General features: G+C 70.8%; 13 protein-coding genes. 6 read left to right on the forward strand and 7 right to left on the reverse strand.

Going from position 1 to position 20,224, the window contains the following annotated elements; genetic code table 11:
• Positions 1-3 precede the first annotated feature (3 nt).
• Positions 4-1,248: a flavohemoglobin expression-modulating QEGLA motif protein gene (locus NKJ47_RS05280; RefSeq protein WP_254460471.1), complete on the forward strand. Its 1,245-nt coding sequence runs from the start codon at positions 4-6 to the stop codon at positions 1,246-1,248.
• Positions 1,249-1,350: 102 nt separating this feature from the next.
• Positions 1,351-2,034 (forward strand): type 1 glutamine amidotransferase domain-containing protein, encoded by a 684-nt coding sequence (locus NKJ47_RS05285; RefSeq protein WP_254460472.1) that lies wholly within the window; start codon positions 1,351-1,353, stop codon positions 2,032-2,034.
• A gap of 349 nt (positions 2,035-2,383) precedes the next feature.
• On the opposite strand, the gene NKJ47_RS05290 is transcribed toward NKJ47_RS05285, so the two are convergent.
• Together NKJ47_RS05290 and NKJ47_RS05295 are read right to left on the reverse strand one after the other, a co-directional pair.
• Positions 2,384-4,303, reverse strand: coding sequence for an alpha-amylase family glycosyl hydrolase (locus NKJ47_RS05290; RefSeq protein ID WP_254460473.1), 1,920 nt, complete (start codon positions 4,301-4,303; stop codon positions 2,384-2,386).
• Positions 4,304-4,350: 47 nt separating this feature from the next.
• A complete protein-coding gene (locus tag NKJ47_RS05295; protein WP_254460474.1) occupies positions 4,351-6,807 on the reverse strand; it encodes a TonB-dependent receptor domain-containing protein in 2,457 nt (818 codons plus the stop codon).
• A 310-nt stretch (positions 6,808-7,117) separates the two neighbouring features.
• Here NKJ47_RS05295 and NKJ47_RS05300 point away from each other — a divergent pair, with 310 nt between their 5' ends.
• A complete protein-coding gene (locus NKJ47_RS05300; protein WP_254461347.1) occupies positions 7,118-8,452 on the forward strand; it encodes an MFS transporter in 1,335 nt (444 codons plus the stop codon).
• Between the two features lie 159 nt (positions 8,453-8,611).
• Here NKJ47_RS05300 and NKJ47_RS05305 read toward each other — a convergent pair whose 3' ends face one another.
• The 4 genes from NKJ47_RS05305 to NKJ47_RS05320 form a co-directional block, all read right to left on the reverse strand.
• Positions 8,612-9,643, reverse strand: a complete 1,032-nt coding sequence (locus NKJ47_RS05305; protein WP_254460475.1) for a LacI family DNA-binding transcriptional regulator — start codon at positions 9,641-9,643, stop codon at positions 8,612-8,614.
• Positions 9,644-9,919: 276 nt separating this feature from the next.
• Positions 9,920-10,660: an acetoacetyl-CoA reductase gene (gene phbB / locus NKJ47_RS05310; protein WP_160961783.1), complete on the reverse strand. Its 741-nt coding sequence runs from the start codon at positions 10,658-10,660 to the stop codon at positions 9,920-9,922.
• Between the two features lie 92 nt (positions 10,661-10,752).
• On the reverse strand, positions 10,753-12,078 hold the full coding sequence (locus NKJ47_RS05315; RefSeq protein WP_254460476.1) for a CitMHS family transporter: 1,326 nt from the start codon (positions 12,076-12,078) through the stop codon (positions 10,753-10,755).
• A gap of 131 nt (positions 12,079-12,209) precedes the next feature.
• Positions 12,210-13,361, reverse strand: a complete 1,152-nt coding sequence (locus NKJ47_RS05320; RefSeq protein ID WP_429002519.1) for an OprO/OprP family phosphate-selective porin — start codon at positions 13,359-13,361, stop codon at positions 12,210-12,212.
• 275 nt (positions 13,362-13,636) lie between these two features.
• On the opposite strand from NKJ47_RS05320, the gene NKJ47_RS05325 reads away from it, so the two are divergent.
• Genes NKJ47_RS05325 through NKJ47_RS05335 form a run of 3 tightly spaced genes read left to right on the forward strand, consistent with a single transcriptional unit; the run spans position 13,637 to position 16,795 of the window.
• A complete protein-coding gene (locus NKJ47_RS05325; RefSeq protein WP_254460478.1) occupies positions 13,637-14,338 on the forward strand; it encodes a response regulator transcription factor in 702 nt (233 codons plus the stop codon).
• A complete protein-coding gene (locus NKJ47_RS05330; protein WP_254460479.1) occupies positions 14,331-15,719 on the forward strand; it encodes a sensor histidine kinase in 1,389 nt (462 codons plus the stop codon). The genes NKJ47_RS05325 and NKJ47_RS05330 overlap by 8 nt, the downstream gene beginning before the upstream one ends.
• Positions 15,716-16,795, forward strand: a complete 1,080-nt coding sequence (locus tag NKJ47_RS05335) for an ABC transporter substrate-binding protein (protein ID WP_254460480.1) — start codon at positions 15,716-15,718, stop codon at positions 16,793-16,795. The genes NKJ47_RS05330 and NKJ47_RS05335 overlap by 4 nt, the downstream gene beginning before the upstream one ends.
• Before the next feature lie 16 nt (positions 16,796-16,811).
• Here NKJ47_RS05335 and NKJ47_RS05340 read toward each other — a convergent pair whose 3' ends face one another.
• The gene (locus NKJ47_RS05340) at positions 16,812-19,952 is read right to left on the reverse strand and encodes a ligand-binding sensor domain-containing diguanylate cyclase (RefSeq protein WP_254460481.1); all 3,141 of its coding nucleotides are present in this window, start codon (positions 19,950-19,952) and stop codon (positions 16,812-16,814) included.
• Positions 19,953-20,224: the final 272 nt, after the last annotated feature.

Raw genomic sequence — 20,224 nt, forward strand, 5'->3', positions numbered from 1 at the left:
GCCGTGGCCAAGCGCGCGTTGTCGGCCGAGATCCGCCATCACGCCGCGCTCGATGCGCGGCTGGTCAAGGCGGTGCGCGGCATCCGCCTGCTGGCGCTGGCCAGCTGGCCGGTGGCGCTGCAGGCGCCGTTCCTGGAGAGCGTGGCGCGCGGGCAGCCGCAGCTGCCGCAGGTGCAATACCCCAAGCTGGATTTCGCCGACACCCGCCGTGAGCTGGCGGCGATCGCACACGCCGCCGACCCGGCGCATCCGCTCGGCGCCTACCTGCAGGCCTCGGTGCACAGCTGGGACCTGGCCGCCGCCCTGCTCGAAGCGCTCGGCACGCCGGCGGTGGGCACCTATTCGGCGCAGTTGTTCGGGGTGCCGGACGATCCGATGCCCGGCCACGGTCCCACCACCCGCGAGGCCGCCGGCCATTTCATCCGCATCGCCCAGGAACTGGACCGCGAACTGTTCTCGGCCGAAGAGCAGGTGCCGGTCTCGGCCACCGCCTTGCGCCTGCTGCTGCAGCGCGACCTGGACGAGTTCTTCGGCGCGCGGGTCATCACGGTGGAGCTGGATCCGGACCTGCTGGCCAAGGCCGCCGCCGGCGCGCAGCGCATCCGCCTGCGTTCCGGCGCGCACTTCAGCGACTACGACCGCGCGCAGCTGTTCCACCACGAGGCGCTGGTGCATTCGCTGACCGCGCTCAACGGCCGGCAACAGGCGCAGTTGCCGAGCCTGGCGCTGTCCTCGCCGCGCACCACCGCCACCCAGGAAGGCCTGGCGACCTTCGCCGAGCAGATCACCGGCAGCATCGACATCGCGCGGATGAAGCGGATCAGCCTGCGCATCGAGGCGATCGCGCTGGCCCGCGACGGTGCCGACTTCATCGAGGTGTTCCGCTATTTCGACGCGGCCGGGCAGGCGCCGGCGGAGAGTTTCTCCTCGGCGCAGCGCGTGTTCCGCGGCGTGCCGACCACCGGCGGCACCGCCTTCACCAAGGACACCGTGTACCTGCGCGGGCTGGTCTCGGTGCACACCTTCTTCCGCCAGGCGCTGCAGCGCGATCGCCTGCCGCTGTGCCGCTGGCTGTTCGCCGGCAAGATGGCGCTGGAAGACGTGACCGCATTCGCGCCGCTGTTCGAAGCCGGGGTGCTGGCGCCGCCGCGCTGGCTGCCGACGTGGGTGGCGCGCGCCAGCGGCCTGGCCGGGATGCTGGCGTTCTCGCTGTTCGCCAACCGCATCCGCATGGACCAGGTGGACTGAACGGGGCCACGCCGCGCTCACCCGTCGCGAATGCGCGGCTGCCGATACTGCGGCGCCCGGCCATGCCCCCGCATGGCCGCTTCCCCTCACGAGGAGTTCCGCATGAAGATCCTGATGGTGCTGACGTCGCACGACCGCCTCGGCGACACCGGCCACAAGACCGGCTTCTGGCTGGAAGAATTCGCCGCGCCGTACTACACGTTCCAGGACGCCGGCGCCACGCTGACCCTGGCCTCGCCCAAGGGCGGGCAGCCGCCGCTGGACCCGAAGAGCGATGCGCCGGACGCGCAGACAGAGGCGACCCATCGCTTCAAGGACGATCCGGCGGCGCAGCAGCAACTGGCGAGCACGCGGACGCTGGCGTCGGTGCGCATGGACGACTACGACGCGCTGTTCTATCCGGGCGGCCATGGCCCGCTGTGGGACCTGGCCGAGGATCGCGATTCCATCGCCCTGATCGAAGCGTTCGCGCGCGCCGGCAAGCCGATCGGCTTCGTCTGCCATGCGCCGGGCGTGCTGCGCCGGGTGACCGCGGCCGACGGCGCGCCCCTGGTCAAGGGCCGCCGCGTCACTGGCTTCACCAACAGCGAGGAGGCCGCGGTGGGCCTGACCGAGGTGGTGCCGTTCCTGGTCGAGGACGAATTGAAGCGCCTGGGTGGCCAGTACAGCAAGGTCGCCGACTGGGGCGTGCACGTGGTCGAGGATGGTCGCCTGGTGACCGGGCAGAATCCGGCCTCGTCCGAAGCCGCGGCCGAGGCGTTGCTGGGGTTGCTGCGCGGGAAATGAGCACGTCCCGATCGCGATGATGGCAAGGCGACCGTCGTCTCGGTACGAGAGGGCGTCGTTTTCTGGCGGGGCGCTGGCGCAGCGGTTGAAGCGCACCGTTGGTAACCGCTTTTTTAGCGCCCCGCTGGACCCAATTTCGCTCTGCCTTCCGTAGGAGCGGCTTCAGCCGCGACAGGCTTTCCCATTGACGCTGGTCGCGGCTGAAGCCGCTCCTGCGATGTACACATGCGCCGCCGCGTGCCAGGCAGGCAGCGCCCTGTGGGAGGGACTTCAGTCCCGAGTGCAGACACGCAGAAGCGTGCGCGGGTATGCAGCAGCGGCGCGCACAGGCGCCGCTGCTGTTATCGACTCATCCGCGCCGCCACCAGCGCAGGCCGTACGCGGGCAGGATGCCGTTCCAGTTCGACAGTGCTGCCGGATCGCTGCCGCCATCGGCGATGGCCTGCCAGTCGCCGTCGCCCAGCGTGGTGGCGACATCCACCGCGATCGGCTGCGCGCTGAAGTTGTAGACCGCCACGAACGCCTCGCCGCGGGCCAGGCCGAGCAGGGCGGGGTTGCCCAGCGGCACCGCGCGCAGCGGCTGGTCGGCGGCCAGCGCCGCGGTCGCCGAGCGCGCGGCGATCAGTCCGCGCAGGCGGGCGTAGACCTGGCCGGGCAGGCTGTCGCCATCGTGGCGCTGCGCGGCGCGCGTCCAGTCCATGGCCGGGCGATGCAGCCAGCGGCCTTCGTGGCGGCGCAGCGGGTCGTGGCGATAGTCCTCGTCGTTGCCCAGAGCCAGTTCGTCGCCCATGTACAGCAGCGGGATGCCCGGCATCGCTAGCGCCACCGCGTACAGCAGCAGCAGTCGGCGCACGCCCAGCTCCAGCGCGTCGGCATCGCCGGCGGCCAGCGCCGCGGCGATGCCGGTCAGTGCGGCGCTCATGCCGTTGCTGCCGTGCACGCCGTCGCCGCTGCTCTGGAACGCTTCGCCGCGCGCGTAGCTGTCGGCGGTGCGGCCGGCATAGAACTGTGCGGTGCGGGCCAGCGCGAACGGGGCCACGCCGTCGCCGCCGGCGGCTTCGCGCTGCAGCACGTTCCAGCCGATGTCGTCGTGGCAGCGCACGTAGCTGAGCCAGCCGCAGGCCGGCGGCAGCGGTGGGGTGTGCGCGATCGCCGCCTGCACGATGTCGCCGCGCTGCTCGGCCAGCGCCACCCAGCCGGCCGCCATCAGCGTGCTGTGGTAGGCCAGGTGGCATTCGTGGCCGCGGGCGGCGCCGGTGCCGAAGTAGGGCGGCAATTGCGCCATCGGCACGATCGCCTCGGCCTTCAGCAGCACCGCCGGGGCCAGGATGTCGGTGAGCGCGCGCAGCGCCTGCAGGATGGTGTGCGCCTCCGGCTGGTTCATGCAGTCGGTGCCCGGGCGTTTCCACAGGTAGGCGGTGGAATCCAGGCGGAACACTTCCACGCCCAGGTTGGCCAGGTGCAGCAGCGCCAGCGCCATCTCGCCGAATACCGCCGGATTGCTCCAGTCCAGGTCCCACTGGTAGGGATAGAACGTGGTCCACAGCCAGGCGTCGGCCTCCTCCACCCAGGTGAAGTTGCCGGGCGCGGTGTGCGGGAACACCTGCCCCAGGGTGCGCTCGTAGGCGTCCGGCGCGCTGCGGTCGGGGAAGTGGTGGTAGTAGTCCAGGTGGCGCGTATCGCCACGCTTGGCCGCCAGCGCCCACGGGTGGTCGTCGGCGGTGTGGTTGAGCACGAAGTCGGCGCACAGGCTGATCCCCGCCTCGCGCAGGCGTGCGGTCAGCGCCGCCAGGTCGGCGGTGTCGCCGAGCCGCGGTTCGACCTGGCCGTAGTCGCTGACCGCGAAGCCGCCGTCGTTGTCGCCGTCGCGCGCACGCAGGAACGGCAGCAGGTGCAGGTAGCGCACGCCCAGTTCCTGCAGGTACGGCACGCGTTCGCCGACGCCGCGCAGGGTGCCGGCGAAGCGGTCGACGTAGGCGCTGTAGCCGAGCATCGTCGGCGTGGCGAACCAGTCGGGCGCGCGCTCGGCATCGAGCTGGCGCAGTGCCGGCGGCCGCGCGTTGGCCGCGGCGGCCAGCTGCGTCAGCCACTGCGGCAGCCATTGCGCGAACGCCGGATGCGCGCCGTACAGCGCGTGCAATGGCGTCAGCAGGCGTTCGCCATGGCGCTGCAGGCGCGGCAGCAGTGCGTCGGCGGTGTCCCGGGGCAGATGCGCCTGCCACAGGGTGCGGGCGAGCGAGGACAGTGCGGAAGGAGCGGGTGCGGTCATGGGGGGCTTGGCCGCGCCCCGGGCGGGGCGCGGATGTGCGGTCCTCGTCAGAAGTCGTAGCGCAGGCTGATGCTGGAGGTGCGGCCCGGGATCGAGCGCGCGCGGATCACGCCGGAGGCCGCGTCGGCGATCGACGCTTCCTCCGCTTCGGTCAGGCCGAAGGTGTTGAACAGGTTGTTGACGTTGAGCGAGACGGTCAGCGCATCGGTGATGCGGTAGTCGCCGAACAGGTTGACCTGGGTGTAGCCGGGCATCTTCAGCTGGTTGCTGTCCTGGGTATAGGCCGAGCTGGTGCCGATCGCGTTGACCCCGACCTGGTAGCGCTCGCCGCGATAGCTCGGCGTCAGCTGCCAGACGAAGCGGGCCTGGCGGCGCGGGGTGTTGCCGGCGTTGGCCGGGGTGATCTGGTCCTTGTCGATGGTGGCGTCGGTCCAGGTCAGCCCGCCGTTGAGGTTGAAGCCGCCCGCGCGGTACGCCGCTTCCAGCTCCAGGCCGTGCGCCTTGTAGGTGCGGTCGAAGAAGCGCTGGGTGGTGGCCTCGTAGTTCTGCTCCTGGGTGCGTGCGGCGAAGGCGGTGGCGAACAGGCTCAGGCCGCCGCTGCGCCACTTCAGGCCGCCTTCCAGTTGCTTGACCACGTTCACCGCCTCGTTGGAGGACACCGAGCCGTCGTCGCGGACCACGCCGAACAGCAGGCGGTCGGCATTGGCGCGCGCGCCGCGGCTGTAGCGCGCGAACGCGGCCAGGTCGTCGGTGAGCATGTAGTTGCCGCCGAACGAGTACGACAGGTAGTTCCAGTCGTAGCGCACCGGCTTGGGGTTGCCGTAGTCGATGGTCGCCACGCTGCGCTCCGGCGCCTCGATCACGCCGTCCCCGTTCACATCGACGTTGCTGGCCAGCAGGCCGCCGGCGGTGGTGCCGCGCGCGCGGCCCATGTCGTAGCGCAGGCTGCCGTCCAGGCTCAGCGGACCCTGGTCCCAGCTCAGCGCCAGGTACGGCGCGTTGATGTCGTAGCGCACGTCGTAGTGGCGGGTGATGTCCAGGCCCCAGTACGGCACGCCGTAGGCGTACAGGCCGTCCTGCGAGCGCAGGCTGCCGTCGGCGGCGACCACGTCCAGCAGCCGCGGGCGGTGCGCCAGCGACTGCACGTAGGAGTTCCAGGTCCAGTCCACGTCGATGGTCTGCCGCGAGGTGTACCAGCCGGCCTTGAGGTTGAGGTTGCCGCCGTCGTTGTTGGCGAAGCCGCGGGCCAGGCTGAGGTCGTTGACCGCGTTGCCCAGGTCGTTGAGGTGCACGTTGAACAGATGCGTGCGCAGCGCCAGCCCGGTGTAGGCCTGGCCGGCGTTCGGGCCGTCGACGTAGCGCAGGCTGGCGCCGGCGCCGCCGATGCTGGCGGCCAGCGCGGCGGCGTCGGCGACCTGTGCCGGGAACGGCGAGACGAAGCGGCCGGAGGTGTCGGCGATGCGGAACTTGTCGGTCAGGGTCCAGCCGCCGATCTCGAACTGCGCTTCGGCGCCGAACGCGCGCGACAGCGGATGCATGCCGTCGCTCAGTTCCACGCGCGAGGGCTTATTGCCGCCATCGAGGGTGGCACTGCTGCGGAAGTACGGGCTGTACAGCGTGTCGGTGCCCGGATCGAAGCCGTCGATGCTGCCGAAGTGCGGCGCGCCGTCGCTGCCGCTGACCCGGGTCGGCACCGGCAGGTAACCGGCGGCGCGGTCGTTGAGGTACTTGGCGTAGACGCGTACGTAGCCGTTGTCGAACAGCCGGGTCAGGTTGGCCTTGAGCTGGCCGCCCTTGTCGGTGGTGTAGCCGGCGTCGCGCACGCCATCGCCACGGCGATAGAAGCCGCCGACGTTGAATTGCCAGTGCTCGGCGAACGGCGCGCCGTAGTCGAAGTCCAGGCGGGTGTTGTCGTAGCCGCCCAGGCCGCGGGTGAGGCCGACGCTGCCGCCGGCGGTGTCGCCGGTCTTACTGATGAAGTTGATGATGCCGCCGGGCGAATTGCTGGCGAAGGTGGAGGCCGAGCCGCCGCGGATCGCCTCGATGCGTTCCAGGCTGTAGTCCGCGCGCACGAAGATATCGGCGTTGCCGAAGGCGATGTCGCCGAACTCCAGCACCGGCAGGCCGTCTTCCTGCAACTGCAGGAACTTGGCGCCGCCGGAGGCGACCGGCAGGCCGCGCACGGCGATGTTGGCGTTGCCTTCGCCGCCGCTGGATTCGGAGCGGATGCCGGGGATGTTGCGGAAGATCTCGGCGGTGCTGCGCGGTGCCGACTGTTCGATCGCCTCGGCGCCGACGGTGCTGACCGCGACGCTGGACTTCAGCTTGCTCTTGGGCGTGGCGGTGCCGGTGACGAACACCGAATCCAGGCTGGTCACATCGCGCTTGGCCGCAGCTGCGTCGGCGGTGGCGGGCGCGGCCTGCTGCGCGAAGGCGGCAGGCGCGGACAGCGCTGCGGCGACGGCCAGGGCCAGAGTCTGCAGGCGGATCGAAGGGTGGTGCATCGCTGTCTCTCCCAAAGCGAATGGTGTGCGGTAGGTGGTGCGGTGACCGCCGCGCGCCTGCGCCGGAGCCGGCACGGCGCGCCGCGGACGATCGGTGCGGCGGCCTAGAGATACGGCTGTGTGCAATCGATTGCAATTTGCAGTGCAGCAAACCCGCCTACAGCGTCTTCGCCTACCTTTGCTGGGAGATCGGCGGGCATTCTGCATGGTGCGGCGCAGCGTTACAAACGATTGCAGGCGCCTCCACACTCCGCTCGCCGCGGTGGACGCCCTCCGCGTCCCCGCCCCGTCCAGGCCGATGCCGATGCTCATGCGTTCCGATCGCCCCTTGCTTCCGCTCTCGCGCGTGCTGGCGCTCAACGCCGGGTTCTTCGGCGTGCAGTACAGCTTCGGGCTGCAGCAGAGCAACATGAGTCCGATCTACAACTACCTGGGCGCCGACCACGCCGACCTGCCGTATCTGTGGCTGGCCGGGCCGATCACCGGCTTGGTGCTGCAGCCGGTGGTGGGCGCGCTCAGCGACCGCACCGTCACCCGCTGGGGGCGGCGCATGCCGTACATGGTGGTGGGCGCGCTGGTGTGCAGCCTGTGCCTGCTGACCATGCCCTTCAGCGTCGCGTTGTGGATGGCGGTGGCGCTGCTGTGGATGCTGGATGCGGCCAACAACGTGGCGATGGAGCCGTACCGCGCGCTGGTCAGCGATGTGCTGGCGCCGCCGCAGCGGCCGCTGGGCTACCTGACCCAGAGCGCGTTCACCGGCCTCGGCCAGACCCTGGCCTACGTCACCCCGCCCTTGCTGGTGTGGCTGGGCATGAACCAGGACGCGGCCAACGCCCACCACATTCCCTACGTCACTATCGCCGCATTCGCGATCGGTGCGGGCTTTTCCGCCGCGTCGATCCTGCTCACCGCGCGCAGCGTGCGCGAGCCGGCATTGCCGCCGGAGGCGCTGCAGCGATTGCGCGGGGCCGCCGCCGGGCCGCTGGCGACGTTGCGCGAGATCGTCGACGCGGTGCGGCAGATGCCGCCGACCATGCGCCAGATGGCGCCGGTGATGCTGTTCCAGTGGTATGCGATGTTCTGCTACTGGCAGTACATCGTGCTGTCGCTGTCGACCACCCTGTTCGGCACCACCGTGGCCGACTCGCACGGCTTCCGCGAGGCCGGTCTGGTCAACGGGCAGATCGGCGGTTTCTACAACTTCGTCGCGTTCCTGGCCGCCTTCGCGATGGTGCCGGTGGCGCGCCGCTTCGGCCCCAAGGCCACCCATGCCGCCTGCCTGGTCGCCGCCGGCATCGGCATGTACGTGCTGCCGTCGATCCACGACCGCTGGCTGTTGCTGCTGCCGATGATCGGCATCGGCCTGGCCTGGGCCAGCATGATGGGCAATCCCTACCTGATGCTGGCCAACAGCATCCCGCCCGAACGCACCGGCGTGTACATGGGCCTGTTCAACCTGTTCATCGTGCTGCCGATGCTGATCCAGATCGTGACCCTGCCGCTGTACTACGACAGTCTGCTGCAGAGCGACCCGCGCAACGTGATCCGCCTGGCCGGCGGGTTGATGCTGGCGGCGGCGGTGTCGATGCTGTTGGTGAAGGGCCGGGAATGGGGAACGGGGAATGGGGAATCGGAAAAGCGTTAGCCGCGTGCTGACAGTGTTTTAGCCGCTGCAGTCGAATTGCGCGCCCTCGCAAGGGATTACGCGCAAATTTTTGAGTTTGAGATCGGGTAGCGCACGGCGTCTCAGCGCGCGGCGCCGCGCTTTTCCGATTCCCCATTCCCAATTCCCCACTCCCAGCCTTCAAGCCGACTCCCGCACCACCAGACTCACCGGCATCTCCACCGACTCCACCGGTGTGCCGGCGATCAGGCTCAGCACGCCGTCCACCAGCAGGGTGGCGGCATGGGCCAGGTCCTGGCGCACGGTGGTCAGCGGCGGTTGGCTGTAGGCGGCCAGGGGGATGTCGTCGAAGCCGACCAGGGCGATGTCCTGCGGGACGCGGTGGCCGGCCTCGATCAGGGCGCGGATCGCGCCCAGTGCGATCACGTCGGAGGCGGCGAACACCGCATCCGGCGGGTCGGTCTTCTTCAGCATCGCGCGGGTCAGGCGGTAGGCGTCCTCGCTGAGGAAGTGGCTGCGTGCGTGCAGCCGCGTATCGAACGCCAGGCCGTGCGCGTCGAGCATGCGCCGGTAGCCGGCGAAGCGCGGCGCCACTTCGGGCAACTGCTCGTCGCCGAGGAAGGCGATGCGCCGGCGGCCGTGTTCGATCAGGTGTGCGGTGGCCAGTTCGCCGCCGCGCAGGTTGTCGCTGCCCACGCTCGCATAGGCCTGGCCATCGATGCGGCTGCCCCACACCAGCATCGGCAGGCCGCCGCGCGCGGCGGCGTCGAGCGCGGCGTGTTCGTGGCTCTGGCCGAGCATGATGACGCCGTCGGCGCGGCTGCTGCGCGCCAGGTCCTCGACCCAGTGGTCCTGGTGCTGGTCCAGCTTGGACAGCAGCATGCTGTAGCCGCGCGCGGTCAGCGCGTCGGCGAGCAGCGCCAGCATGGTCATCATGAACGGGTCCGACAGCGGCTGCTCGTGCGCGTGCATCAGCGGCACCGCCACGCAGACGATGTTGGAGCGGCGCGAGCGCAGGCTGCGCGCGACCGGGTCGACCCGGTAGCCGGCCTCGAGGGCGAGTTGCTTGATATAGGCGCGGGTGCGCTCGGCGACCACCGGATTGTCGGCCAGGGCGCGCGACACCGTGGATTCGGACACGCCGGCCATGCGCGCGATGTCGGCCATCTGCAGGCGCGCGCCGGGTGCAGCGGGTTCGGGTTTGTCGGACATGTGGGGAAGACACGCGACCAGCGAAGCGGAATCGGCAGTGTATGCCAGCCGGGCCGCGCGGCGCTTTGCACGCCGCGGCCGCATCGTCGCCGTGGGGCCGCGGCGCGTCCCGCGCGTGGGCGCCGCTACGCCGCGCCGGCCAGATCCGGGCGGTGGGTCGCGCCTGTGCGGCGCGCAGGCGTGTCACCGCGGCTGGCGCACGTCCATGTCATGGCGCTTGCCTGCCGCGCGCACGTGCGACCGCGGCGCGCACAGCGCGGGAGGCGAGGGCATACCCTAGGCCATGTGCAGGCCGCCGTTGACCGCATAGTCGGCGCCGGTGACGTAGGCGGCCTCGTCCGAGGCCAGCCAAGCGCACAGCGCGGCCACTTCCTCGGGCTTGCCGAGCCGGCGCAGCGGTACCGAACTGGCCAGGCGGTCGAGCACGTCGGGCGGGAAGCCGCTGATCGCCGCGCTGGCGATGTAGCCGGGCGACACCGTGTTGACGGTGACCCCGCGCGAGGCCACTTCCTGCGCCAGCGCGCGGCTGAAGCCCTGCATCGCCGCCTTGGCGGTGGCGTAGTTGATCTGCCCGATCTGGCCCTTCTGCGCGCTGACCGCGCCGATGTTGACGATGCGGCCCCAACCGCGCGTGGTCATGCCGTCCACCACCTGCTTGGTGATGTTGAACAGCGCGTGCAGGTTGCTGGCGATCACCGCCTGCCAGTCCTCGCGGCCCATCTGCCGGAACAGCATGTCGCGGCTGCCGCCGGCATTGTTGACCAGCACGTCGATCTCGCCGACCTCGGCCTTGACCTTGGCGAATGCGGCCACGGTGGAATCCCAGTCGGTGGCGTTGCCCTCGGAGGCGATGAAGTCGAAACCCAGCTCGCGCTGCTCGCGCAGCCATGCCGACTTGCGCGGCGAATCGGGACCGCAGCCGGCGACCACGGTATGGCCGTTGCGCGCCAGCTTCTGGCAGATCGCGGTGCCGATGCTGCCCATGCCGCTGGTGACGTAGGCGATTCTTAGGGTCATGGAGAACTCCTTCGGAGTTGGGAATCGGGAATGGGGAATGGTGGGAAGCGAGGCCGCTGTTGCGATTCCCGATTCCCCATTCCCGGCAGCGCTCAAGCCGCCAGCGGATACAGCGCGAAGAGGAGGCTGCCAGCCATCAGCACCAACGACACCAACACCGCCCACTTCAGCGTGAAGCGCTGGTGGTCGGCGAAGTCGACCTTGGCCAGGCCGACCAGCAGGTAGGTGGACGGCACCAGCGGGCTGAGCAGGTGCACCGGTTGCCCGGCCAGCGAGGCGCGGGCCATCTCCACCGGGGTGATGCCGTAGTGGCTGGCGGCGTCGGACAGGATCGGCAGCACGCCGAAGTAGAAGGCGTCGTTGGACATGAAGAAGGTGAAGGGCATGCTGGCCAGTGCGGTGATCACCGCCAGGTACGGCCCCCAGGCGTCGGGAATCACCGCCAGGAAGCTGCGCGACATCGCCTCGACCATGCCGGTGTTGGAGAGGATGCCGGTGAACACGCCGGCGGCGAAGATCAGCGACACCACCGACAGCACGTTGCCGGCATGGTTGACCAGGCGGCGGCGCTGCTCGGCCAGGTTCGGGTAGTTGATCAGCAGCGCCAGCGCGAAGCCGATCATGAACAGTACCGGCATCGGCAGCACGCCGATCACCAGCGCCGCCATCAGCGCCAGGGTCAGCGCCAGGTTCACCCACAGCAGCCGCGGCCGCTTGATGTCCTCGGCGTCCTCCACGGTGGGCAGCGCCTCGCCGTCGTCGGCCACGCTGCTGTCCAGCCAGGCATCGCCGGGCAGCGCGACCACGCCGAGGCGGCGCCGCTCCTTCATGCCCAGGTACCACGCCAGCAGCAGGATGCCGGCGATCGCCAGCGCCATCGCCGGCACCAGCGGCACGAACACGTCGGCCGGGTCCACGTGCAGCGCGGTGGCGGCGCGTGCGGTCGGCCCGCCCCACGGGGTCAGGTTCATCACCCCGCCGGCGAGGATGGTCACGCAGGTCATGTTCAACGCGTTCATGCCCAGCCGGCGGTACAGCGGCAGCATCGCCGAGACGGTGATCATGTAGGTGGTGGAGCCGTCGCCGTCGAGCGAGATCAGCAGCGCCAGCACCGCGGTGCCGACCACGATCTTCATCGGGTCGCCCTTGACCAGGCGCAGGATGCGCCGCACCAGCGGATCGAACAGGCCGGCGTCGATCATCACCCCGAAGTACAGGATCGCGAACATCAGCATGACGCCGGTCGGCGCGATCTTCTTGATCCCCTCGAGCATCATCTCGTTGATGCCGGTACCGAAACCACCGGCCAGCGCGAACACGATCGGCACGATGATCAGCGCGACCAGCGGCGACAGCCGCTTGCTCATGATCAGGTACATGAAGGTAATGACCATTCCGAAACCGAGCGCGGTCAGCATGGAAGTTCCTCAGGGCAGTGCATGAAAGAAGATGGACCCCGCATCAGGGATCAGAAAAGAGGCCGACCAAATGTCACATCGCGCGATCCCGCCGTTGCGAATCCCGAATCCCCACTCCCGAATCCCGGCACTCAAAAGTCATATTGGAAGCGCCCGGTGATCGCCCGCGTGTGGTCCAGCGTCACGCCGGCCAGGTGGTCGCGGTTGCGGCTGTCGATCAGGTCGAGCATCAGCCGCAGGTTCGGCTTGAGGTACCAGTTGCCGGCCAGCGTCCACGAGGCGGTGGAGGCGTCGAGCAGATCCGGCTGTCCGTCGCGGTGCTGTTCGCCCCACATGCGGTCGTAGCGCAGTGCCAGTTCGAACGCGCCGTAGCGGTGGTTGACCTGCTTGATGCGGGTGAAGCGCCCGGTCTTGCGGTCGTAGCGGCGCGATTCGCCGGTGGCGAACCAGCTGACGAAGCCGTACGCCGCCAGCACGTCGGCGCGCTGCGCGCCGTCGTCGAACACACCGCCGCTGAACTCGCCCTGCCACGACAGCGGTCCGCGCACCTGCGCGTATTCCAGCGACCACTTGTTCACGTCGGTGTCGCGGCCGTCGGCGAAGCGTGCCAGGGTGATGCGGCTGTCGTCGGACAGGTGCCCGGCCGGGCGCGGGCGGATGCTCAGCGCCGGCGCGCCGCCGGCGCCGGGATGGTCGTAGTGCTCGTGCGCCAGCGACAGGCCCAGGTGCAGCACGTCGCCATCGCGCGCGCCCGGCGCCCAGGTGCCGCGACCGCCGAACGCATGCCCGCGGACGTTGGAGACGTCGATGCTCTGCAGGCTGTAGACGCTGGCCGCCCAGGTGTAGTCGGTGCCTGCGGCCTGCCACGACACCGCCTTGCGGTACAGCGGCGCCAGCGTAGTGGCCGCGCCGCTGCGCTCCAGGAACTGGCCGAAGTTGGAGCCGGTGCGGTCGTCGAGCGTGAAGTACTGCTTGAACTGGCCCACGGTCAGGATGCCGGCGCCGAACGTGCGGGTCAGGTACACGTCCTTGGCCTCGATGCCCTTGCCGTTGAAATCGTCCTGCAGCCCGGCGAAGTCGCCCTCGACCTTGTAGCCGAAGCCGAACACCTTGCCGGACACGTCCAGCCACAGACGGCGGATCTCGGTGTCGTCGGGATTGGGCGTGCCGCGGCGGTCGTTGTCGAAGTGGGCGAAATCCCAGTGCAGGCGGCCACCGAGTTCGGCGGTCACCGCGCCGTCGTCGTCCGCGGCGGCACGCGCCGATCCGGCCAGGCACAGCAACGCGCAGGCGCTGCCCAATGTCAGAGTCTTCAGTTCCACGTCCCCTCCCAGGTGCGTGTCGCAGCGATTGGATCGGCCCGGCAGCACCCGCCGCGGACCGGCATGGGCGCAGCCTAGTTGGGCGTAGCTGTCATTGACCTGTCGGGGGGCGGGAATGGGGAATCGGGAATGGGGAATCGGGAGTGGGGAATCGAAAAAGCACGTTCCCGGATGCGCTAGGCTTCTGCTGTTGCTGTTGCCATTCCCCATTCCCGATTCCCCACTCCCAGCCCCCAATGCGCCTGCTCCTGGTAGAAGACAACGCCGATCTCGCCGATGCGATCGTGCGGCGCATGCGTCGCAGCGGGCACGCGGTGGATTGGCAGCGCGATGGGCTGAGCGCGGCGGGGGTGCTGCGCTACCAGCGCTTCGATCTGGTGGTGCTGGATATCGGCCTGCCGGGGCTGGACGGCTTGCGCGTGCTGGCCGGGCTGCGCGAGCGCGGCGACACCACGCCGGTGCTGATGCTGACCGCGCGCGACGGCATCGAGGACCGGGTGCAGGCGCTGGACGTGGGCGCCGACGATTACCTGGGCAAGCCGTTCGATTTCCGCGAGTTCGAGGCGCGCTGCCGGGTATTGCTGCGGCGCAACCGCGGCCAGGCCAGCGAGGTGGTGCAGCTCGGCGGCTTCGCCTTCGACAACGCCGCGCACAGCGTCAGCCTGGACGGCGCGCCGATCGACTTGCCCAACCGCGAGTACCGCCTGCTGGAGATCCTGATCGGCCGGCTCGGCCAGGTGGTGGGCAAGGACGAGATCGGCAACGGGCTGTTCGGCTTCGACGACGAGGCCGGGCCGAACGCGATCGAGCTGTACGTCGGCCGCTTGCGCAAGAAGCTGGCCGACGCGCCGCTGCGCATCGTCACCGTGCGCGGCGTCGGCTACAAGCTGGAGGCGGCCGCGATGCCGCCGGATCCGGCAGCGGACGGCGATGGCTGAGGCCGCTGCGCCGGCGCCGTCGATCCGGCGCACGCTGCTGCGCTACCTGGGTGCGCTGTCGCTGCTCGGCGCGGTGGCGCTGTTCTTCGTGGCGCGCGATTACGGCCAACGCGCCGCCAACCGCTCCTACGACCACCTGCTGGTGTCCTCGGCGCTGTCCATCGTCGACTCGGTGGCGCTGGCCGGCGGCCAATGGCAGGTGGACCTGCCGTACGCGGCGCTGGACCTGCTGGCGATGGCGCCGGAGGACCGGGTGTTCTACCGCGTGTTCGACGCGCGCGGGCGCACCATCACCGGCTACGACGACCTGCCGGCGGCACCGTCGCTGCCGCGTGCCAGCGCACCGCCGCGCCTGTTCGACGCGGTCTACAGCGGCGAGCCGGTGCGCTTTGCGGTGGTGTCGCGGCGGGTGTCCTCGGCGGCGGCGCAGGATCAGGTGTGGGTGCAGGTCGGCCAGACCCGTCGCGCCCGCGAGGCGTTGGCGCAGGACGTGGTGCTGCACGCGCTGGTCGCGATCGGGCTGCTGTCGTTGCTGGCGCTGGCCCTGGTGTGGCTGGGCGTGTCGCGCGCGCTGCGGCCGTTGCGCACGCTCGAACGCGAGCTGTCGCGGCGCGAACCGTCCGAACTTAAGCCGGTGGCGGCGACCGCGCCGCAGGAAATGCAGCAGATGGTGGCGGCGCTGAACCGCTTCATGGCGCGCCTGGCCGGCAGCAACGAGACCCTGCGCGCGTTCATGGCCGAGGCCGCGCACCAGATGCGCACGCCGCTGGCGGCGCTGCGCGCGCAGGCGCAACTGGCGCTGGACGAGGACGATCCGCACGAGATGCGCCGCAGCCTGGAAGCGATCGAGCGCAATGCCACGCACATGAGCCGCCTGCTCAACCAGTTGCTCAGCGACGCCAGCGTGATCCATCGTTCGAACCTGCAGCGCTATGCCAGCGTCGACCTGGCCGAGGTGCTGCACCAGGCGTTGCACGAGGCCGTGCCGCAGGCCGCGCCGCGGCCGCGCGTGCAGCTGGCCATCGCCAGCGAACCGGCGCTGGTGCGCGGCGATGCGCTGCTGTTGCGCGAAGCGATCAAGAACCTGATCGACAACGCCTGCAAGTACGGCGGCGACGGCGCGCTGCAGGTGGCGCTGACCTGCAGCGCGCGCGACTGCGTGGTGACCGTGGCCGACCACGGCCCGGGCATCGCCGCGGCCGAGGCCGAGCGCGTGTTCGAGCGCTTCGTGCGCGGCGAGGGCGCGGCCGCCGGCGGCGCCGGTCTGGGCCTGGCGATCGTCAAGCGCGTGGTCGAAGCGCATGGCGGGCGTATCGACCTGTCCAACCGCGTGGGCGGCGGCCTGATCGCCAGCCTGCACCTGCCGAGGTTGCATCCATGAGCCTGTCCGCGCTGCTGCGCCGCCTGCCGCTGCTGACCGTGCTGCTCGCCGGCACCGCGCTGGCCGCGCCCGGCGACGTGCGCCGCTTCCCGGCCCAGGGCGCCGCCACCGCGCAGCTGTGCATCCAGGGATCGACCGACATCGAGGTGTTCGCCGCGGTGATCGGCGACTACCAGCGCCTGCATCCGCACACCGAGGTGGTGTACCAGGACGCGATCGCCTGGGACATCTACCAACGCTATCTGCAGCCGGGCCCGGGTCCGCGCTGCGCCGATCTGCTGATCAGCGCCAGCATGGACCTGCAGACCAAGCTGGTGAACGACGGCCATGCGCTGGCGCACCGCTCGCCGCAGACCGAGGCGCTGCCGGCGTGGGCGCAATGGCGCCACGAACTGTTCGGTATCAGCTATGAGCCGGTGGCGATCGTCTACAACACCGCGCGGCTGCCGGCCGCGCATGTCCCGCGTACCCGCCGCCGGCTGCTGGAACTGCTGCGCGCGCCGGGCCTGCCGCTGCGCGGGCGCATCGGCACCTACGACGTGGAGCGCAGCGGCGTGGGCTACCTGTTCGCGACCCAGGACAGCCAGCTCGGCAGCATGGCCGGGGCGCTGCTGGCGGCGATGGGCGACAACCACGTGGTGCTGGAGGAACGTACTGGCGTGCTGCTGGACAAGGTCGCGCGCGGCGAGCTGCTGTTGGCCTACAACGTGCTGGGCTCGTACGCGCAGGCGCGCATCGATGCCGGCGCGCCGCTGGCGATCGTGCAGCCGGAGGACTACACCCTGGTCGCGCTGCGCACCGCGGTGATCCCGCGCGACAGCCCGCATGCGGCCGAGGCGCGGCGTTTCCTGGACTACCTGCTGTCGCCGCGCGGGCAGCAGGTGCTGTCGCGCGAGGCGCGGCTGCAGCCGATCCTGGCGCAGCCGGGCAGGGCGACGCCGGGTGGGCCGGCCGCCGCCGCGGCGTTCCGCCCGATCGCGCTGGGGCCGGGGCTGCTGGTGTACCTGGATGCGCTGAAGCGGCGCCAGTTCCTCGACGCCTGGCGCAGCAGCATGCAGCAGGCGCCGCCGCGCTGAGCCGCGCTGGCGGCGCTCAGCGCGCGAAGCGCGGCTGGCGCCCGGGCGAACACAGCACGCGCACGCTGTCGCCCAGCGCCTCCGGCGCGCCGCCGGCCAGCAGCGCGTGCAGGCGCGGCCGGTCCGGGGCCGCGCCCGGCGCCAGTCCGACCCAGGTGTCCTTGCCGGCGCCCTTGGCGGCGTAGAGACAGCGGTCGGCCAAACCCACGCTCTGTTCCCAGTCGCCCAGCGCCGGCCACGCGGCCACGAACGGCCATGGCGCGAAACCGATCGAGCAGGTCAGCGTCAGGTCGCGCTCGGCCTGGGCGAAGCGCTGCGTCGCCACCGCCGCGCGCAGGCCTTCGGCCAGGGCGCTGGCGGCGTCCTCGTGCGGCAGGCGGGTGACCAGCAGGAACTCCTCGCCGCCCCAGCGCACCAGCAGGTCGCGCTCGCCGCACAGCCGGCGCAGGCGCGCGGCGCAGTGCACCAGCGCCGCGTCGCCGGCCTGGTGGCCGTAGTCGTCGTTGATGCGCTTGAAGTTGTCCACGTCGATCATGAAGAAGTACAGCGCATCGGCGCTGCGGCCCTCGTCCAGCGCGGCCAGCAGGGCCGGGCACTCGCGCGCCAGCCAGTCCTGCAGTTCGCGGCGGTTGGCGACCTGGGTCAGCGGATCCAGGCGCGTGGCCGCCTGCAGCCGCGCATTGCTCTGCAGCAACTGCTGGTTGGCGCGCTCGAGCTGGCGGGTGCGCTCGGCCACGGTCAGGTTCAGCAGTTCCACCATGTCGCGCTCGCGGTTGACCGTGCGCCGCACCCGGTGCAGCGCCAGGCCGAGCAGCGCCAGGCCCAGCACCACGTAGCCGGCGTAGGCCAGCGGATGCCGCCAGGGCGGTGGCGGCACCTCGATCTGCAGCCGTCGCGCAGCGCCGAACTGGCCGTCGCGGCCGGCCGCTTCCACCACCAGGGTGTAGCGGTCCGGCGGCAGGTGGCTGACCGAGAAGTCGCTGTGCGCGGTCTGCGGGTACACCCAGCCCTTCTGCAGTCCCTCGACGCGGTAGCGCAGGCGCGCGGTGCCCGGGGCGGCGAAGTCGATCGCGGTCATGCCGATGGTGAACACGTTGTCGCGATGGTCCAGGGCGATGCGCTGCGCGTAGACCACGTCGCTCTCGGTCTGGTTCTCGCTGCCGTCGCGGTCCTCGCCGGCATTGAGGATGCGCAGGTCGGTGAGTACCGCGCGCGCCTGCGGGCTACGCAGCGGCAGGCGCGTGGGGTCGATCACATCCACGCCCTGGGTGCCGCCGAAATACAGCAGCCCGTGCGCGTCGCGGTAGCCGCGGCCGCTGTTGTACTCCTGGTTCTGCAGGCCGTCGCGGCGGCCCAGGCTCTGCACGATGCGGGTGCGTGGATCGAACACGCTCAGGCCATTGTTGGTGCTCAGCCACAGCCGCCCCTGCGGATCCGGCAGGATGGTGTAGATGACGTTGCTGCTGAGCCCCTCGCGGTCGCTGTAGCGCAGCGCCACGTCGTGCTTGAGGTCGATGCGGTACAGCCCGCCGGAGAAGGTGCCGACCCACAGCACGCCGTCGTGTGCGTACAGCGACCACACCGAGGCGTACAGGGCGTGGCCGCGCGGGCGGTACGGCTCGGCGGGGCGGCCGCTGCGCATGCGCCACAGGCCGCAGTCGTTGCAGCCGATCCACAGCGTGTCGTCGCTGTCGCGGTAGACCCGGGTCAGGGTGTGTCCGTTCAGTGGCGCCCAGCGCGGATCGTTGCGCACGCGTCCGCCGACCACGCGGGTCAGGCCGCGGCGGGTGGCCACCCACAGCGTGTCGCCTTCCAGCAGCAGATCGTTGACGTGCTCGTCGGCCAGCCCGCTCAGGCGCCGTAGCGCGCCGTTCCGGTCCAGGCGCCACAGGCCCTGGCGCGTGCCCAGCCACCAGCCATCGCGGTCGGCGGCGATGCTGCGGATCGCCTGGCTGCTCAGTCCGGGCACCAGGCGCCAGGCGGCACGGCTGCCGTCGCGCAGCAACAGGCCCTGATCGGTGCCGATCAGCATGCGCTCGCCGTCGCGCCAGATGCTGCGCACGCTGCTGCTGGGCCAGTCGTGGGTGTCGCCGACGCGCTCCTCGTCGTTGCGGATCACCGCCGACAACGGGCGCACCCGGTACAGCCCGGCGGTGTAGGTGCCGATCCACCAGGTGCCGTCGGGCGCCTGGTAGAAGCGGATGATGGCGCTGTTCGGCGGCATGTCGAAGCTCAGCCGCTGCGGCACATGGCGCGCGCTGTCCAGTTGCGTCACCGTGGCATTGGTGGTGCCGACCAGCACGCGGCCATCGTGCAGCCGGATCAGCGCGCTGAGGTCGCTGCCGCCGGTGAGTAGCTGCGCCGGCGTCCAGTGCGCCAGCACCGCGCCGTGCGCATCGAGCTGGAACAGGCCGCCGCGCGCCGAGGCCAGCCACAGCCCTTCCGGCCCGGACTGCAGCCCTACGCATTCGTCGATGCCGCGCGGCGCCGGCAGTTCCTCGCGCGCGTCGCGGCTCAGCCGCCACAGCCGGCATTGCCGGTCCAGCGCCACCGGCTGCGTGCCGTCCGGCATCCAGGTCAGGCCTACCACCGGTGCATCGCCGCCCAGCGCCCGCGCCTGTCGCAGGTCGGCCGCGACCCGGTCCACGCCGCGTTCGGTGCCCAGCCAGGCGCCGCCCTGCGGATCGATCAGGATCTGGGTGATGCGGTTGTGCGACAGGCCCTGCTGCGCGCCGAGGCGGTGGTGTTGCCAGGTCGCCAGCTCGATCACTTCCAGGCCGGCGTCGTTGGTGCCCAGCCACAGGCGGTTGCCGCGCGGCTCGAAGCCGATGCTGTCGATGCTGCTGCTGAGCAGGCTCTGCGGGCTGTCGCCGCCGAGCTCGCGCCGGTAGCTACGGAACAGATGCCCGTCGAAGCGGTTCAGGCCTTCTTGCGTGCCCACCCACAGGAAGCCCTGGTCGTCGCTCTGCAGGGCGTTGACCGACAGTTGCGACAAGCCCTCGTCCAGGCCGAAGTGCTCCAGGCTGCTGGGCAGGTCGTCGTCGTCGACCGTCACGGCCGCGGACGCGGCCGGGGCCAGGGCCAGCGCGACGCACAGGGTGAGGCAGGACGCGGCCAGTGGCAGGCGGCCCAGCAGGTTGGAGAGCGAGACGATCACGCCGTGTTATCGGCCATGGTGGGTCCAGCCTTGAATGTGTGGCGGGCGGTGGCTTTGCTGCCGGCTGCGCAGCGCGCGCAGTATGCGTCCGGTGCGGAACGTCCTGCGACGTGGCGCGTCCCCGGGCAGGCATGCGCTGCGTCGAGCGTGGCCAGCCGGCGGCTACGCCGCCGCCCGCTGGCATCCCGCATGCTCGGCATCGCCCGGCCCCGCACGTACACTGCGGGGCCTGCGCGCTGTCCGCGCCCACCCGACGAGGCCTCGCGGCCTCG

Origin of the sequence: Xanthomonas sacchari (genome assembly GCF_024266585.1) — a bacterium.
Taxonomy (GTDB): Bacteria; Pseudomonadota; Gammaproteobacteria; order Xanthomonadales; family Xanthomonadaceae; genus Xanthomonas_A; species Xanthomonas_A sacchari_C.

Bases quoted from the DNA above. Each gene is read 5' to 3' on its own strand.
- NKJ47_RS05285 (WP_254460472.1), top strand. From the start codon at position 1,351: ATGAAGATCCTGATGGTGCTGACGTCGCACGACCGCCTCGGCGACACC.
- NKJ47_RS05290 (WP_254460473.1), bottom strand. From the start codon at position 4,303: ATGACCGCACCCGCTCCTTCCGCACTGTCCTCGCTCGCCCGCACCCTG.
- NKJ47_RS05295 (WP_254460474.1), bottom strand. From the start codon at position 6,807: ATGCACCACCCTTCGATCCGCCTGCAGACTCTGGCCCTGGCCGTCGCC.
- NKJ47_RS05300 (WP_254461347.1), top strand. From the start codon at position 7,118: ATGCGTTCCGATCGCCCCTTGCTTCCGCTCTCGCGCGTGCTGGCGCTC.
- NKJ47_RS05305 (WP_254460475.1), bottom strand. From the start codon at position 9,643: ATGTCCGACAAACCCGAACCCGCTGCACCCGGCGCGCGCCTGCAGATG.
- phbB (WP_160961783.1), bottom strand. From the start codon at position 10,660: ATGACCCTAAGAATCGCCTACGTCACCAGCGGCATGGGCAGCATCGGC.
- NKJ47_RS05315 (WP_254460476.1), bottom strand. From the start codon at position 12,078: ATGCTGACCGCGCTCGGTTTCGGAATGGTCATTACCTTCATGTACCTG.
- NKJ47_RS05325 (WP_254460478.1), top strand. From the start codon at position 13,637: ATGCGCCTGCTCCTGGTAGAAGACAACGCCGATCTCGCCGATGCGATC.
- NKJ47_RS05330 (WP_254460479.1), top strand. From the start codon at position 14,331: ATGGCTGAGGCCGCTGCGCCGGCGCCGTCGATCCGGCGCACGCTGCTG.
- NKJ47_RS05335 (WP_254460480.1), top strand. From the start codon at position 15,716: ATGAGCCTGTCCGCGCTGCTGCGCCGCCTGCCGCTGCTGACCGTGCTG.